15 protein-coding genes are annotated in these 17,615 nt (G+C 36.8%); all 15 read right to left on the reverse strand.

Features of this window, described 5'->3' with window-relative positions; all coding sequences use genetic code 11:
* Window positions 1-9 precede the first annotated feature (9 nt).
* Window positions 10-261 carry an RNA chaperone Hfq gene (gene hfq / locus ACZ47N_RS00285; protein ID WP_464887141.1) on the reverse strand — a complete coding sequence of 84 codons (252 nt, stop codon included), beginning with the start codon at window positions 259-261 and terminating at the stop codon, window positions 10-12.
* Window positions 245-1,216, reverse strand: a complete 972-nt coding sequence (gene miaA, locus ACZ47N_RS00290; RefSeq protein WP_464887142.1) for a tRNA (adenosine(37)-N6)-dimethylallyltransferase MiaA — start codon at window positions 1,214-1,216, stop codon at window positions 245-247. The genes hfq and miaA overlap by 17 nt, the downstream gene beginning before the upstream one ends.
* 39 nt (window positions 1,217-1,255) lie before the next feature.
* A complete protein-coding gene (gene mutL, locus ACZ47N_RS00295) occupies window positions 1,256-3,184 on the reverse strand; it encodes a DNA mismatch repair endonuclease MutL (RefSeq protein ID WP_464887143.1) in 1,929 nt (642 codons plus the stop codon).
* Window positions 3,181-5,877 (reverse strand): DNA mismatch repair protein MutS, encoded by a 2,697-nt coding sequence (mutS, locus tag ACZ47N_RS00300; RefSeq protein ID WP_464887144.1) that lies wholly within the window; start codon window positions 5,875-5,877, stop codon window positions 3,181-3,183. The genes mutL and mutS overlap by 4 nt, the downstream gene beginning before the upstream one ends.
* A gap of 33 nt (window positions 5,878-5,910) precedes the next feature.
* Complete coding sequence (gene miaB / locus ACZ47N_RS00305) at window positions 5,911-7,251, reverse strand: tRNA (N6-isopentenyl adenosine(37)-C2)-methylthiotransferase MiaB (RefSeq protein WP_464888449.1); 1,341 nt, start codon at window positions 7,249-7,251, stop codon at window positions 5,911-5,913.
* A 169-nt stretch (window positions 7,252-7,420) separates the two neighbouring features.
* Window positions 7,421-8,191 carry a CheR family methyltransferase gene (locus ACZ47N_RS00310; RefSeq protein ID WP_464887145.1) on the reverse strand — a complete coding sequence of 257 codons (771 nt, stop codon included), beginning with the start codon at window positions 8,189-8,191 and terminating at the stop codon, window positions 7,421-7,423.
* A gap of 103 nt (window positions 8,192-8,294) precedes the next feature.
* The gene (gene rpsA, locus ACZ47N_RS00315) at window positions 8,295-9,542 is read right to left on the reverse strand and encodes a 30S ribosomal protein S1 (protein ID WP_464887146.1); all 1,248 of its coding nucleotides are present in this window, start codon (window positions 9,540-9,542) and stop codon (window positions 8,295-8,297) included.
* Window positions 9,543-9,695: 153 nt separating this feature from the next.
* A complete protein-coding gene (locus tag ACZ47N_RS00320) occupies window positions 9,696-11,216 on the reverse strand; it encodes a 4-hydroxy-3-methylbut-2-enyl diphosphate reductase (RefSeq protein WP_464887147.1) in 1,521 nt (506 codons plus the stop codon).
* A gap of 133 nt (window positions 11,217-11,349) precedes the next feature.
* Window positions 11,350-12,213 carry a MurR/RpiR family transcriptional regulator gene (locus ACZ47N_RS00325; RefSeq protein ID WP_464887148.1) on the reverse strand — a complete coding sequence of 288 codons (864 nt, stop codon included), beginning with the start codon at window positions 12,211-12,213 and terminating at the stop codon, window positions 11,350-11,352.
* A 23-nt stretch (window positions 12,214-12,236) separates the two neighbouring features.
* Entirely contained in the window at window positions 12,237-12,773 is a 537-nt protein-coding gene (locus ACZ47N_RS00330; protein WP_464887149.1) for a 2-oxoacid:acceptor oxidoreductase family protein, read from the reverse strand.
* Window positions 12,766-13,605: a 2-oxoacid:ferredoxin oxidoreductase subunit beta gene (locus ACZ47N_RS00335; RefSeq protein WP_464887150.1), complete on the reverse strand. Its 840-nt coding sequence runs from the start codon at window positions 13,603-13,605 to the stop codon at window positions 12,766-12,768. Before ACZ47N_RS00335 ends, ACZ47N_RS00330 begins: the two co-directional genes overlap by 8 nt.
* A 1-nt stretch (window position 13,606) precedes the next feature.
* A complete protein-coding gene (locus tag ACZ47N_RS00340) occupies window positions 13,607-14,746 on the reverse strand; it encodes a 2-oxoacid:acceptor oxidoreductase subunit alpha (protein WP_464887151.1) in 1,140 nt (379 codons plus the stop codon).
* Window positions 14,739-14,954 (reverse strand): 4Fe-4S dicluster domain-containing protein, encoded by a 216-nt coding sequence (locus tag ACZ47N_RS00345; RefSeq protein WP_464887152.1) that lies wholly within the window; start codon window positions 14,952-14,954, stop codon window positions 14,739-14,741. Before ACZ47N_RS00345 ends, ACZ47N_RS00340 begins: the two co-directional genes overlap by 8 nt.
* A gap of 316 nt (window positions 14,955-15,270) precedes the next feature.
* Window positions 15,271-16,065 carry a 5'/3'-nucleotidase SurE gene (surE, locus tag ACZ47N_RS00350; protein WP_464887153.1) on the reverse strand — a complete coding sequence of 265 codons (795 nt, stop codon included), beginning with the start codon at window positions 16,063-16,065 and terminating at the stop codon, window positions 15,271-15,273.
* A gap of 105 nt (window positions 16,066-16,170) precedes the next feature.
* Entirely contained in the window at window positions 16,171-17,565 is a 1,395-nt protein-coding gene (locus ACZ47N_RS00355; RefSeq protein ID WP_464887154.1) for an oxaloacetate decarboxylase subunit alpha, read from the reverse strand.
* Window positions 17,566-17,615: the final 50 nt, after the last annotated feature.

A 17,615-nucleotide genomic window follows, 5' to 3' on the forward strand; every position in this document is an offset into this window, starting at 1 on the left:
TGATATTTTTTATTCTATTGTTTCTGAATTCTGTTGGGAAGCTTGGTAAAAATTAACCGTCTTAAATGGAATAATGGTTGAAATAGCATGTTTATAAATCAGTTGTTGCTTTCCTTCAGTATCCAAAACGATGGTGTAATTATCAAATCCTTTTACTTGTCCCTTTAATTGAAATCCATTGACCAAAAAAACTGTTATGGAAACATTTTCTTTTCGAACTTGATTTAAAAAAACATCTTGTAAATTAATGCTGTTCTTCATTATCTATCATTCCTTTCAGTTCTGTTAAAATAGTATGAGCTATTCTCTGCAATTCTATCTTTTTTTCTTCCGCCTGCTGGCTTTCCAGGTAAAACCAGGCTATATTTGGAATTTTATTAAACCAAGTCATCTGTCTCTTGGCAAATCGTCTGGTATTACGCTTAATTAATTCCACAGCTTCTTCATACCCATAATGATGACTAAAGTAACCAATGAATTCTTTATAACCAACACCTTTTAACGCTGGCAGGGTGGGATCAAATCCAGCTTGAAGTAGCTGATCTACCTCTCTTTCCAAGCCATTAGCAATCATCATATCCACTCGTTGATTGATCGATTGATATAAAAACCCCCGATCCTGAGATATACCAAATACTTGAAATCGATATCCTTTACGGAATTTTAAGTCTTTAGAAAAATCTTTCATTCCTTTTGTAGATGTTGAACAAACTTCGATGGCACGAATAATTCGTTTCCAGTTATTTGGATGAATACGACTGGCTACAGCAGGGTTTAATTTTTCTAATTGCTGATAAAGCACAGAGCTTCCTTCATCTCGATATCTTTTTTCCAGTTGTCGCCGCATGTTTTCATCTATTTCTTTTTCCGTAAAATCCATATCATAGAGTAAAGAGTTGATGTAAAGTCCTGTACCACCAACGATTACTGGCAAAATTTGTTTTTCAATGAGTTCATCCACTTTTTGTAGGGCTAATTCCTGAAAATCAGCTACCGTAAATCGTTGTTCTGGATTAACAAAATCTATTAGATGATGTGGGACTCTCTGCATTTCATTGACATCTGGCTTAGCAGTCCCTATATTCATATGCTGATATATTTGCATAGAATCTGCTGATATGATTTCAGCATTGGTACGCTTTGCAATTTCAATTGCTAAATATGTTTTTCCTATAGAAGTTGGGCCGACAATAATTGGTATAACCGGTTGGCACAAGAAGGATCACCTTCTTTCCTTACAAAATTTAAAAACGATTTATACACGTTTAAACATTTTTTCGATATCATACATCCGTTGCTGAACGACAATTGGCCTACCATGTGGACAAGTCAATGGTGGAGATAAATCTCCAATTTGCTCGATTAAAGAACTTATTTCACTAGAGGCCAAAGCATCCCTTGCCATAATAGAATATCGACAGGCTGCTCTAATTATTTTATCCGTAGGAACTAGGTGTTTACTGGTATGACTTTCCTTTAAATCATCAATCAAATCAAGTATCCACTCTTTTCCTACAGGAGTTCCCATCTCATAGGGAACTCCCATCAAACGATATGAACGAGTTCCATATTTTTGGATTTCCAATCCTATTTTTAGAAAAACATCTTCGTAAATGGTTACTATCTCTGCTTCTTCTGCACTGAGTTCAAGAATCTGTCCTTCCATTAATTGCTGTACTGAAACAGTTTCTTGTCGATAAGATTTCATCATAGATTCATATACAACTCTCTCATGTGCTGCATGTTGATCAATATAATATAGGCACTCCCCAGACTCTAGCAATAGGTAAGTATTGAAAATATGACCAGCAAAACGATAGGTTTTATTCTTGATCACTTGTTGAAGAAAATCGGATTGTTTATGAGAGTTTTCTCTCTCTGCTACTTCGATACCAAACTCTTGATGATTGGAGGGTTCTTGAAAAGTATAGATGTTTTCCTGTACGGTTACAGGTTTTTCTTTATTCTTTATATCATATTTCAATCTTGTTATGTTCTGTTTATTCTTTTCTATCCCTGTTTCATGGAGTTTTTTACTGATTATCTCCTTCTCCTGAGGGGTTTTAGTATACAATGATTGTTGACTCTTAGACGTTATATTTATCCTTGAAGTTGGAGTGTTGACTGAGTTTGGACTTAAGGTATGTTTCATAGGGTCGGATGTAGCCAGTAAAGAAAATTCACGTAAATTATAAGTCACAAATTTTTTAAGTGCTTCTTGAACCAGTGCTTCATCTATGAATTTAACAGTTGTTTTTGAAGGATGTACGTTAACATCTACTAATGAAGGTGGAAGAAATAGATAGAGAATTCCAATAGGATGTCGTCGAGTCATCAATGCTTCGCCATAGGCTTCTTCAAAGACATTCGATAGAAAAGAACTTCGAACCAAGCGATTGTTGACAAAGAAAATTTGGTAGGATCGATTACCTCGAGTACAACTTGGTTGTCCTATAAGACCAGAAATCGATATTATTTCATTATCATTAGAAGGATCTACTACTCCTTTGATCATGGCTAAAGCTAGTTCTCGAGGAAAAATTGATTCCATAGCTGTAAAAATGGAATTATCACCCAAAGTAGTTAACATAATATTATTATTGTTAACATACTGAAATGCGATATCTGTTTTACTGAGAGCGATACGAGTCATCAACTCTGTAATTCTACTAGATTCAGCTCCGTCGTTTTTTAGGTATTTTAACCTAGCAGGTGTATTGGAAAAAAGATCATGAATTAGGATGCTAGTACCTTCAGGACAACCAACCGGCTTTCTATATTGTATTTTACTATTTTCAAAAACCGCATAAGTCCCATGAGTTGCATCCACTGTTTTTGTATATACCTCTACTTTAGAAACAGAAGAGATACTTGCCAAGGCTTCGCCACGAAACCCTAAAGATTCTATGTGCTCCAGGTCTTCTAATTTTCTAAGTTTAGAGGTTGTATGAGGAAGAAAGGCTGTTTCCAGATCTTCCTCGTTAATTCCAGTTCCGTTATCAGACACTTTAATTAATCGTTTTCCGCCTTTGGAAATTTCAACTCGTATCTCTGTTGCCTTAGCATCAATGGCATTTTCCACTAACTCTTTTACAGCTGAGCTTGGGGCTTCAATCACTTCTCCAGCAGCAATTTGATTAATGACTTGCTGATCTAGTTGTTGAATAATTTGCTTATTCTTCATCCCTTACCAATCTCCCAAGTTTTTGACTGATGGTTAGTATCTGACACCTTTTCTTTTTCTATCTGACATGCTTCCTGCTGGAGTTCATATAGATAATTAATAGCTTCTAAAGGAGACATTTTTATCACTTCTGTTTCTACTAGTTTTTGAAGTATTTTTTCTTTCTCTTGTTGATTTAATGTTTCGAAAGGTTGTTCTTTTATTTCCGTGCTTTCTTTATCTTTTTTTCGCTGAAAAAAAGAAATCGGTTGATGAATAATCTCTTTTCCACATTCCAGATGCTCAAGTACTTCTTTTGCTTCTCCTAAGAGGGATTCCGGTAATCCAGCTAATCTAGCCACCTGGATACCGTAACTTTTATCACTAGTACCTGCCATCACTTTACGAAGAAAAATAATATCGCATCCATCTTCTTTAATGGATACCTTATAATTGCAGATACCTGGTAACATCTCTTCTAACTCTGTTAACTCATGATAATGAGTTGAAAATAAAGTTTTGGCCTTAATATGCTGATGGATATATTTGACTACGGACCAAGCAATGCTTAATCCATCGTAAGTACTAGTTCCCCTACCCACTTCATCAAGAATTATAAGGCTTTTGGAGGATGCTTCTTTTAAAATGGAAGAAACCTCGCTCATTTCCATCATAAAGGTGCTTCGTCCTTGGGATAAATCATCACTAGCTCCAATCCTAGTGAAAATACGATCAACTACTCCTAAAATAAGTTTATCCGCTGGAACATAAGAACCAACTTGTGCCATCAGTACAATTAGGGCTACTTGACGCATATAGGTAGATTTTCCAGCCATATTCGGCCCAGTTATAATATGAATCATTTGGTCTTCTTCGTTCATGCACGTATGGTTTGGAACAAAAAATTCTTGATTAAAGGTTTTTTCCACCACAGGATGTCTTCCATTTTGAATTTGTATAGTCGATGTTTCAGATAACGTTGGTTGCGTATATTGATTTTGAAATGCAACTTCAGCCATACCAGCCATGACATCTAATCCTGCAACTGCTTTAGCCGTTTGTTGCAAGGTGAAAATATAATGAGTAAGTACTTCTCTGATCTCTTTAAATGCCTTGGCTTCTAAAATCTGTGAGCGTTCTTCTGCCCCAAGTATTTTTGATTCCAGTTTTTTTAATGGATCTGTAATGTATCGTTCACAGTTTGCTAAAGTTTGCTTTCGTTGATAATCCTCTGGCACTGTATCCATGTAAGACTTTGAAACTTCAATGTAATAACCAAAAACACGATTGTATCCAGTTTTTAATGTTTTGATACCCGTTCTTTCTCGCTCTGTTTTCTCGTAGTTAGCAATCCATTGTTTTCCTTCCGAAGCTGCTGTTCTAAGTTCATCGATTTCATCATCAAACCCATTTTTAATGACACCACCATCTTTTAATGTAAGCGGTGGCTCTTCTGTAATAGCTGATTCCAAGAGGTCTATAAGTGTTGGATGTGGATCCAGCATAGAATTCCACTTACTAATAAGACTTGGGTGGATGTCGTCTTTTAACAATGTTTTCATATGATTAATCTGTTGTAATGTTTGTTTCAAGCTCAATAAATCCCGAGGACCAGCAGACTGTAGTGCTATTTTCCCAATAAGACGCTCAATATCATATACATGGCGAAGAACACGACGTAGATCTTTTCGTAGCAGCTGATTGTAAACAAATAGCGTCACTGCGTCCAAGCGATCTTTAATGGCATTGGGATCTGTCAGTGGTTCTTCAATCCATCTACGAAGCAATCTTCCACCCATCGCTGTTTTCGTTTTGTCTAGTACTCCCAGCAAAGATCCTTTTTTTTCATGATCTTGAATAGTCTCTGTCAGTTCAAGATTTTTTCGAGTTTGATAGTCTAGCATCATTCGGTCATCAATCCGATAATGGGTTAGAACTGTAATATGAGTGAGATTTCTTTTTTGAGTATCCTGTAAATAATAGAATAATTGAATAAGAGCAGGTAAAGAGAGATCCTTCGTTGTCAACGGAAAATCTTGGGTTTCATGTTTGGCAAAATGTTGCTGGAGCATATCCTGCCCCTGATCCAAGTCAATGGAATAGTCGTTAGATGACGTGATAAAATAAGATGTCGTTTGTAGCCAGTTTTTGAGTTTTTTATTTTCTGTGTCACCTTGAATACCATAAATGATTTCACCTGGATGAATTTTATTGATTTCACTTATCAGAGGCCCAAAGTCATCAGCATTCCTGCTTTGGGTGCACAAAACTTCACCCGTTGATAGGTCCACATAGGCAATACCCCATCCGTTTTTTTGATAGTATATAGATAAAAGATAATGATTGTTTTTTTCTTCTAGAAGTTGGCTGTCATAAGCAGTACCAGGCGTCACCACTCTTATTACTTCTCGTCTCACAATTCCAGGTGTAGTTTCTGGATCTTCTACTTGTTCACAAATTGCAACCTTATACCCTTTTTTAACAAGTCTGTCTATATAGCTTTGTGCTGAATGATGTGGAACACCACACATTGGTGCACGTTCTTCCTGTCCACAATTACGGCCTGTCAGGGTTATTTCTAACTCTTGAGAGGCCGTTAGGGCATCGTCAAAGAATAGTTCATAAAAATCTCCTAGGCGAAAAAAAAGCAGAGAATCTTGATACTGCTTTTTTATGTCAAAAAACTGTTGCATCATTGGCGTTAATTTTGCCATTTAAAAAAATTCCTCCCTTGAACTTGCCTGTATCTATTTCTGAAGAGTCCCCACCAGAGAAAATGTTTTTGCTTCCGTTATAGTTACAGGTACAATGGTTCCGATTTGAGATTCATCTCCATCAAAATTAACCAACTTGTGTGTATCCGAGCGACCTGTTAACCGACTCGAATTGTTTTTACTCACACCTTCTACCAAAACAGGCACAGATGTTCCTATAAGTTCTAAGTTTTTCTTTAATCCTATTTCATTGATTAGATCCACTAATCTATTAAATCGGTTCATTTTTTCTTTATGGGGCACCTGTTTTTCCATGGTAGCTGCAGGAGTTCCTGTTCTAATGGAATACAAAAAAGTAAATGCTGAATCGAACTCTGCCTTTTTAACAAGATCCAATGTATCTTCGAAATCATCTTCTGTTTCTCCTGGAAAACCAACAATAATATCCGTTGATATGGCAACATTGGGTACCTTTGCTCTAAGCTGGTATATTTTTTCCAAGTACTCTTCACGGCTATATTTTCGATTCATTTCTTTTAATACTCGATTACTTCCGGCTTGTACTGGTAAATGCATATGTGGAGAAACTTTTTCAAGATTAGCTATGGCATCCATCAGTTTCTCGGAAAAATCAGCAGGATGAGATGTCATAAATCGAATGCGCTGAATGCCTTGAATCATGTTAACTCTTATTAATAAATCCGTAAAATCCATTGGCTTATCTAAGGTTTTTCCGTATGAGTTAACGTTTTGTCCCAACAAAGTAACTTCTAAGGTCCCAGACTGGGCTAGGAACTTCACCTCTTCAATAATCTTGTCAGGTTCTCGACTGCGCTCTCGACCTCTGGTGTAGGGTACAATGCAATATGAACAAAAATTGTTGCATCCGTACATAATATTCACAAAAGCCTTCGTTGAAAACTTACGCTGTACAGGTAAATCCTCTGGTATTTCCTCCTCATGATCCCATACCTCTACTAATAAGCCTTCCATTTGATATGCGTTGTTCAGTAGCTCAGGAAAACGATGTAAATTATGAGTACCAAAAACTAGATCAACAAAAGGATATGTTTGTTGAATTTTTTCTACCACATGTTTTTGTTGCATCATACAACCACAGATCGCCAGAATCATATCTGGATTTTTTTGTTTTAGTCGCTTCAGCTCACCTAAGTTACCATACACTTTTAGCTCCGCATTTTCACGGACACAACAGGTGTTAATAATAATTAGGTTTGCCTCGTTCTTAAGTTCTGTTTCTACATACCCCATTTCTTGCAACATAGCTGTTAGTTTTTCAGAATCGTGAAAGTTCATTTGACAACCAAAGGTTTGCACATTATATAATAAGGGGTTTTGATGGGTATTTTCCATAAACTTGTTCAATGTATAATCACCTTTCTATTCTTACGATATCTCTCATCATTGTACCTTATTTTGAGGTTGAAAAAAAGGTTTCCAAGAAAAAACAGCCACATATGGTGGCTGACAGATTGTAAACAAAGTAACATGTGTTAATTTAACCTCTTTCTAAGTACAGAGACTATTTTTTTTGATAAAAAAAAGTCTTTAATGGCGTTAACTTATATCGATTAGGCATAATAATTTGCTCTGTGCTGCCTACAAATAATACCCCTGATGGCTTTAGAGCATCATGAAATTTATGATACATGAGGCTTTTTGTCTCTTCCGTAAAATAAATCATTACATTTCGACAAATAATCAAATCACAATCAGCAGGGTATTTGTCTTCAAGTAAGTTATGCTTTTTAAATCGCACCCGTTCCTTAACTTCATTCTTTATTTGATAAAAGTCACCATTTTGATCGAAAAATCTTTTAACGTTTTCCGAAGATAAATTTTTGGTTGCTTTTGCATTATACATTCCAATATCAGCTTTTTCCAATGCACCTGCATCAATATCCGTAGCCATGATTTCTATCTCTGCCAAGGGCATAAATTTAGTCATAAGCATTACCAATGTATACGGTTCTTCACCGGTAGAGCATGCAGCACTCCAGATTTTGGGCTTTTTGACTTTCGCCATAATGGAAGGAATTATTTCTTTTTCCAAAACATCCCATTGTTGTGGATTTCTGCGAAATTCAGAAACATTTATCGTTAGGTAATTAATAAACTCCTCAAGTAGAATTTTATTTGTTTTTAGTTCAGTGAAATAATCCACGTAAGAAGTAAATCGATTTCTAGAGATCAGTGATTCTATCCGTCTTTTCATTTGTCTTTCTTTATAACTAGAAAGGTCAATGCCTGTAAACTTATATATATTGGATTTAAACGTTTCGTAACCGTCCATAGCTACTCTTCCTTTACAGTAGGATTTAAATACAACCAGGCTAATATGGCAAATAAACTTATGTCCATATCCTCCTGGTTGCAAACACGTATCACCTTAAATCTTATTGCTCTTCTTCTGTTTTTTCTTTTTCGGTCACATTGTCAATAGAGTTTTTATCTTCATCTGCGTCAACATGTCCTAGAGCTTCTCCGATGGTTACACTTTGATCTTCCTGTGTCGCTTGTTCTACGGTTTCAACTTGTTTTTTCTCTTCTTCTTCTCTTTTATCTCTCTCAATTGCGGACATACTCAAGCTCATGCGCTGATCTTCCGTGTTGATATCCAGCACTTTTACCATCACTTTTTGACCTTTTTGAAGCACATCTGATGGTTTAGCAACGTGTTCTTCACTAATTTGAGAAATATGAACAAGTCCATCTAATCCTGGTTCAATCTCAATGAAAACTCCAAAATCCACTAATCGAACAACTTCTCCTTCAATAATTTGGCCTACTTCATATGTTTCACCAGCCACTTTCCAAGGCTCTGGTTGCGTTGATTTTAAACTTAAGGAGATTCTCTCATTTGACTCTTCAAAATCAAGAACTTCAACTTTAACCTGCTCACCAATGCTTAAAACATCTGATGGATGTTTAACACGACCCCAAGAAAGTTCAGAAATATGAATCAATCCATCAATTCCGCCTATATCAACAAATGCACCAAAATTTGTGATTTGCTTTACTTGCCCATCTACAATTTGACCTTTCTGAAGCGTTGTCAGCAGTTCTTTCTTGTTCTGTTCTCTTTCCTCCTGTAGGACTGCTTTTCTAGATAAAATCACTTTGCTTCTGCGTCGATCCATTTCAAGTATTCTAGTATTGACAGTTTCGCCAACAAAAACGCTTAGATCATCTACATATCGATCTGATAGCTGACTAGCTGGAATAAAGCATTTAACATTTTTATAATAAGCAATCATTCCACCTCGCACAACCTCTTTTAAGACAACAGTGATCATCTCATTGTTTTCCTGTGCGTCATCCAGTTCAACCCATTCATTCATGGCATCGACTTTTCTTTTGGACAGCAGTACATTTCCATCACCATCATCAACTTGTTGCACATACACCTCTATCTCATCGCCAGCATTAAAATGCGCTGATAGTTCGCCTGTAATCTCAGAAGGAAATTCGTCTCGTGGTATAATTCCATCTGATTTATAACCCAAGTTTACAGTAACCTCATTTTGAGTGACATGGATGACATGACCTTTGACAATATCACCGCTGTGAAGCCGTACCATTGACTTTTCAATTTCTTCCATCATTTCATTCATTTCATTTGACTGATCGTTATTGTTGTTCATTCAATAACCTCCCATGTGAATAAATTTCATAAAAAGGTGACGCATATTACTTGTATAAGTGCATACCTTTCTTACTAACGTTCTATTTCTACATAACTTTTCAAATTCCTTCTTTTTTATTCGGAAAATTTTCAAATAATAGTACTACCTATTTCAATTACTCGTTTTATGAGTCCTCTTTTCATATACTGCTTGAATTCTTCGAACCACTTCCTCTATGGTTAATTGTGTTGTATCTATATGAACGGCATCTGAAGCAGGAATCAATGGATCAATCTCACGATTCTCGTCCTCATAATCCCGATTAATAATAGTTTGTTTAATTTCATTATAGCTCACTTCTTTTCCAAACTTCTCTTTAAATTCTTCGTATCTTCTCTGGGCTCTCATCTCTACTGAAGCAGTTAAAAATATCTTCATATCAGCATTAGGAAGAACAACGGTACCAATATCTCTTCCATCCATCACTACATGATTTTCCGTAGCTATTTTTTGCTGTATACCAACTAACCAGACTCTCACTTCTTTCAATGCTGCTATTTTTGAAACATTAGACGTGATTTCTACAGATCTTATTTCATCAGTAACATTCTGATTATCCAGATAAATCTCCCCATCTTTAAAGTTTAGTTCTGTTTGGGTTAAAAGATGACTCACCTCTTGTCGATCATACATATTTACATTGCATTTTAGAATTTTAAGGGTAATAGCACGGTACATAGCTCCTGTATCGATGTATAAAAACCCCATTTTATGTGCCAAAATCTTAGCAATAGTGCTCTTGCCAGCCCCAGCAGGGCCGTCAATAGCGATTTGTCTCGTTTGACGATAGGTTTTATCTATTTCACCAATGACTTTTTCTATAATGTAGTTTGGTGTTGAAGCTCCGGCTGTTATCCCCACTCTTTTATAATGACTGAGATCGTATTGTTTCAGGTCATCAGATTGTTCAATGGCATATGTATCTTGAGGCAAAATTCTTCTACATAGTTCCACTAGTTTTTGTGTATTGGAGCTATGTCTACCTCCAATGACAATCATAGCATCTACTTCTTGTGAAAGTTCAAGGGCAGCTTCCTGTCTATCTTGAGTAGCCAGACAAATAGTATTAAATACTTTCATATGCTGGTGATGTTCTTTTAATGCGGATACAACATTCTCAAAAAGTGGAATAGGCATAGTAGTTTGCGATACGACACATAACGGTTTACTGGAAGGAATTTGATCTATATCTTCTGGACTTTGAATCACAAATCCTTCATGGTTGCACCATCCATTAATACCTATAACTTCAGGGTGCCTAGCGCTCCCCACTATAACAATAGCATAATCATCTCGGTGAAATTGATCTACTATTTTCTGAATCCGCTTTACAAATGGGCATGTAGTATCCACTAACTGTAGTTTTTTCCTTCTAATATCTTTATAAATTTGTTTTGGGACACCATGAGATCGAATAATCACCGAGCCGCTATGGATTTCATCAATGGTATCGGCTAAAATTAAACCTCTCTCCTGAAGATCATCCACCACTTGTTTGTTATGAATTAACGGCCCTAGGGAATATATATCCTGATTTTGTTTTTGGGAATTATCCATTTCTTCAAAGGCTTTTTCAATAGCTTTTTGCACACCAAAGCAAAAACCTGAATGTTTAGCGAGAATTACCTTCAATCACTTCAGCTCCTGTTTTAACAGAGTTATTCTTATACGAACATTATATAATTATACCGTATTAAGCTTAAAACCTCAAGGATCAATTAAAAACGCGGCGTTTCCGCCGCGTTTCAGGCATGAAACCCTATTGTTAGTAGTCTCCATCATATATCTTGTATTTTTCCCAAATACGTTCAAGCTTATTGAAATGCTCTTTTATATCCGCTTTCTCTCGCATGCCTATGGCTACAATCAATGCATTTAAGAGACTTAAGGGTGCCACTAGTGAATCAACAAAAGACGCCATATTACTCTTTGCAGTCAGATATTCATCTGCCATACCTGCTACCGGTGATATTTCACTATCGGTGATGGCTACCACTTTTGCACCCTGCTCTTTAGCGTATTTGGTTACTTCGATACTTCGGCTAGAATACCGAGGAAAGCTCAGGCTTATGAGTAGATCCTTGTCGGAAATTCTAAGCATTTGCTCATAAACATCGCTAATACCATGGCCAACCAGCACTACATCACCTTTAATCAAGCCAAGATAAAAAGCTAAAAAATCAGCTAAGGACTTAGAGCTTCTCAATCCTAGAACATAGACCCGATTTGCTTTCAGAATCATGTCGATTACAGACTCAATTTTCTCTGCATTAATGGTATCCAATGTATGGCGCATATTGTCCATATCCGATTTCATGATGCGCTGTACTACTTCTAAATCCGAAGAGTAAGCTTTCCCCATATCTACCCGTTGTACGGTAGTCAACTTTGTCTTAATAATATCCTGCAATGCTCGCTGTAATTGAGGATATCCTTCAAATCCAAGATTATTCGCAAATCGTACTACCGTAGACTCGCTAACATTTGTTTCTATGCCAAGTTTAGAAGCGGTCATAAACGCAGCTTTCTCATAGTATTCAATAATAAACTGCGCAATGCGTTTTTGCCCTTTACTGAGTTTCGGAAATTGTTTTTGTATGCTTAAGATCAAATCGTTTTTTTCATCCATTTTCTCACCTCCGGGCTATGCCATTATTTGATTAACCCATAACCCGCTACCAATGCTTTTTTGTTCAAGTCTTCTGTTCCTTTAGGGACTCTTTTCAAAACAGCGGCTTCTAATGATTCTTTGGTGATTACCTGTGTTAATTCTTGGATTACTGCCATGGCTATGATATTTGCCACCATTCCTTTTTTCAATTCATCTACTGCTGTTTTGATGATTGGTACTTTTACAACTTTAAAGTTTTCATAAGTGGTAGGATTTAACTCTATCTGATCATCTAGAATCAATAAACCATTCATTTTGAGATCAACAAGATACTTGTCACAGGCTTTCTGGGTTAACGCCAAAAATATATCAGCTTTCTGAACTTTCGGATAATCAATAACACCTTCGCTGATGATTACTTCTGCTTTACTAGCACCACCTCGAGCTTCTGGACCGTAAGACTGGGCTTGAACAGCATTTTTGTTTTCTAAGATAGCGGCTTCAGCCAGAATTATTCCACCAAGAATAAGTCCTTGACCTCCAGAACCACCTAATCGAATCTCTGTCTGTTTACTCATTTTGAGATCGCTCCTTTTGTACTTTTTCTACGACTTTCATGTACTCGGAAACGTATTCTGGCTTGGATTCTTGATGAAATTCTCCAATTAAAAATTTGCCAGTTTTTTTGTCTTCAGGTAATTTTTCTGCTGCCTTAATGTCTAAAGCATTGTCTTTATAGTAATTCATTAAATCAACAGCATCACCTTTTTTATTCTTGCGACCATAGTAGGTTGGACAACCACTAATGGCTTCAATCATTGAAAAACCATTATTTTCAATACCCTTTTGAATGTATTTAATTAATTGATTAGCATGATAGGCCGTTGATCTAGCAACATAAGATGATCCAGCACCGACAGCCAATTTACAAATATCAAAATCTGGATCAACGGTACCATATGGGGCAGTGGTTCCCATTTCATGGATCGGTGTTGCAGGTGAATATTGTCCACCTGTCATTCCATATATTTTATTGTTAAAAACAATAGTTGTGATATCAATATTTCTTCTAGCGGCATGAATAAAATGATTTCCTCCAATAGCTGTACAGTCACCATCACCAGTTATAACAATTACTTCTAGTTCTGGATTAGCTAACTTCACACCCGTAGCAAAAGCCAAAGCACGACCATGAGTTGTATGAAGGGTATTGAAATCCATATAGCCAGAAGCTCTAGAAGAACACCCTATTCCAGATACTACACACACTTTCCGCTTATCTAGTTTTAAATTATCTATGGCCATTGCAACACCACGCATTATAACACCATGGCCGCAGCCTGGACACCATATATGAGGCAAGCGGTCACTACGGAAATACTCTTTTACCACAGGGCTTCCTAAATTCATATTAGTAGGCCTCCTTTATTTTCTTGATGATTTCTTCTGGTGAAATGGGTTCTCCATTAACTTTCCCATAATGAAATACTTTACTATCTGGTTCTTTTACCCGATGTACTGGAATTACATATTGACCTAAGTTCATTTCTACAACAAGTACTTTTTTAGACTTTTGAGTGAGTGTATTCACTTTTTTTTCAGGAAAGGGCCATAGTGTTATAGGGCGAAACAACCCAACTTTAAGACCTTGTTTTCTACATTCTTTCACGGCTTTTGCAGCTGCTCTTGCAACTCCACCATATGCTATAATTAACAATTCTGCATCTTCAGTCTCTGTTTCTTCATAGGTGATAATATCATCCACATTATTTTCTATTTTGTTCATCAAGTGGTTTAATAGATTTTCAGCAACGTCTGTATCTGTTTTTGGAAAGCCATACTCATCATAGACCAATCCTGTAACATGGTATGAAAATCCATCACCAAAGGATGCCATTCTTGGAACAATTTCCCCTTTGTTCACTGCATATGCTTTGTAATTCTTATCATTTGGAATTGGTTTTAATCGATCAAAAACTTCATATTCATCTGGAGTCGGTATTTCGATTCGTTCCCTTAGATGTCCGATCATTTCATCCATAAGTAAAAAAACTGGCGTTCTGTATTTTTCCGATAGGTTGAAGGCTCTAATCGTCAAATCGTACGCTTCTCTTACAGAGTTTGGTGTTAAAGAAATAGTCGGGTGATCGCCATGTGTTCCCCATTTTGCTTGCATCACATCGCCCTGTGATGGAGCAGTAGGCAAGCCTGTACTTGGTCCTGCTCGCATAACATCTACCACCACACAAGGTATTTGCGCCATGGCTGCGTAGCCAATATTTTCTTGCTTCAATGAAAACCCTGGCCCACTAGTAGCCGTCATTGATTTTAAGCCAGTTAAGGATGCACCAATAATAGCTGCCATTCCTGCTATTTCATCTTCCATCTGAATAAACTTTCCGCCCACTAAAGGTAATTTTTCTGAACAAATCTCTGCAATTTCCGTTGAAGGCGTAATTGGATAACCTGCATAAAATTCAAGTCCAGCAGCTAATGCACCTTCCACACAAGCCTCATTCCCTTGCATTAATTTAACGACTTTTTCACTCATTTTGATCCTCCTCCAAATAAATTGCTAGGTCGGGACAGCGCAGTTCACAAAGTCCACAGCGTGTACATTTGTCATAATCAAGAACTTTTACTTTTTCATTCTCCAGTTCCAGAACTTTTACTGGACAAAAGGCAACGCATATTCCACATCCTTTACACCATTCACGAATCGTTTTTAAGCTTTTTTTCTTTTTTTGACCCTGTACCATTTTTTCAACCCCTTCTAATTTCTATGAAATACAATTCTGTCAGTTCATCATAAATCTCTTAATGAAGGTAGGAAGCCTATAGGTTTATATTAACAAAAAAATAAAGAAAATGCAATAAATGTTTCATTTTCTTTACTTTAAAAGACGATATGAAATTTATAATTCATTCGTTGCGTTTTGATTCAATATCCACCATTGCTTCTTTCAGACAGTTTTTTAAAAGAGTTCTACAATAGGGATTCTAGGGTGGAATTCTAGAATTTGTAATCGTTTTCCTTTGTTGAAATGCAATATATCTTATTTATCTTGCAATACCTTAATCGTGATGCGAGGGATAAGAGAAATTTTTTAAAGCTTTTTTCCACTCTATCATTTGATTCATAACCGAATAATGTGTAAAATCAAAATTTAACGGCGTAACAGAAATATAGTTTTCATCAATCGCAGTAATATCACTGTTTGATTCCTGCAAAATAGTTTCAAGCTCCCCTGCCATCCAATAGTACGTATTACCTCTAGGATCTTTTCTACGAGTATAGTTGTTTCTGTATCTACGAATACCTAGTTTTGTTATCTTTATACCCATTATATCTTCGGTATTACAAACAGGGAAATTAATATTAAACATAGGTGCTGTTTTTCGGGGTAGTTCCAGGACGTAAGGGACTAGTTTTCCTACAAACTCAGAAGCATCTGTGAATGATGTAAAATGATGACTAGACATTGAAATTGCAATAGAGGGCACTCCCATCATAGAGGCTTCCGCAGCCGCTGAAACGGTTCCTGAATAAATAACATCAGTCCCAAGATTCGGCCCATTGTTAATACCAGAAACCACTATATCAGGCCAGTCATCTTTCATGATCATATCGAGGGATAACTTAATGCAATCAGCAGGAGTCCCACTAACTGAATAAGCACAGACTTCAGGACCGAACCGATGAATCGTTTTTGTCATAATAGGGGAGTGCATGGTGATTGCATGACTGGTGGCACTTCTTTCTTTATCTGGGGCAACCACAGTAATTCTACCAATGTCTTTTAGTGCTTCTACTAGTTTTTGAATTCCAGGTGCATAGATGCCATCATCATTTGTAATTAAAATATGCATATTCAACGCTCCTTCTATCTTTATGTTGATAATAACTAAAAAGCTGGAGATGTCTGTTAACAGGCACCTCCAGCCATTATTGAAATAAAATATACACCGTATTCTTTATACGGGATGAGTCATCTCTTCTTCATTATATAAACCTGTCTCGATATGGTATCGTTTTGCCCATCTTTCTTTGAAAAACTTAGTGGCAACTTGTGGAAACAACGCATAAGATAAAACATCTTCATCCTGCTCGATATACTCTTTGATTTCATTCCGAATTATCTCCAGCTGAGGCGGAATGTCATCAGCAGGCCGGTGTGTAATGACTTTTTCATCTTTGATAATCTTTTTGATAATATCTTGTTCCATGGCTTTCGCAGGTTTCCCATAGAGACCTTTTACATAATCTCGTACTTCTTTGGGAACCATTTTATATCGTTCACCTGATAATACATTAAACAGCGCTTGTGTTCCAACGATTTGACTAGTTGGAGTTACTAGTGGAGGATAGCCAAGATCTTTTCTTACTCGAGGAACTTCTTTCATTACTTCATCCATCTGATCAAGCTTGTTTTGTTCTTTCAACTGCGAAATGAAGTTAGACATCATTCCACCTGGAATTTGATTTATCAGTGTACGTGTATCAATACTCAAGACCTTTTCACTAATAAGACCTTCTGCAAAATATTTATCGCGTAAAGGACGGAAGTAAGAGGCAATTTCATCCAGGGCTACCAGGTCCATTCCAGTATCATACTGTGTCCCCTGTAGTGCTGCTACTAAAGGTTCTGCAGCAGGTTGGGATGTCCCAAGGGCCATAGGCGATATAGCCGTATCTACTACATCAGCCCCAGCTTCAATGGCTTTTAGATAAGTCATTGAAGCAAGCCCACAGGTATAGTGCATATGAACCTGTACAGGCAAATCAAAATTGTCTTTTAATGCTTTTACTAAATCATAGGCTGCGTAGGGTTCTAAAATACCTGACATATCTTTGATGCAAAAAGAATCGGCTCCCATCTCTTTCATCGCTTTAGCTCTTTCAAGATAATAGTCCGTATTATGGACAGGGCTGATGGTATAAGAAATACAACATTGAGCATGGCCGCCTTCTTGATTAATAGTTTTTACGGCTGTCTCAAGATTCCGAGCATCGTTTAACGCATCAAAGACACGAATAATATCGATACCATTTCCAATGGCACGTTTAACAAACTCTTCTACGACATCATCTGCATAGTGCTTGTATCCAAGGATATTTTGACCTCTTAAAAGCATTTGAAGATTCGTTTTTTTAACATGCTTACGGATTGTTCTCAGTCTTTCCCATGGGTCTTCATTCAAATAGCGAAGACAGCTGTCAAATGTTGCGCCACCCCACATTTCAAGCGAATGATAACCTGCATTATCCATTTTTTCAGCGATTGGTATCATGACATCTGTAGACATTCTTGTTGCCATTAAAGATTGATGCGCATCCCGATAAGTTGTGTCAGTTAGTTTTACCCCCATGATTAACGCCTCCTCTTTTCAATTAGCCATTGGCCCAAAATCCATGCATA

The sequence above is a fragment of the Tindallia texcoconensis genome (genome assembly GCF_055383815.1).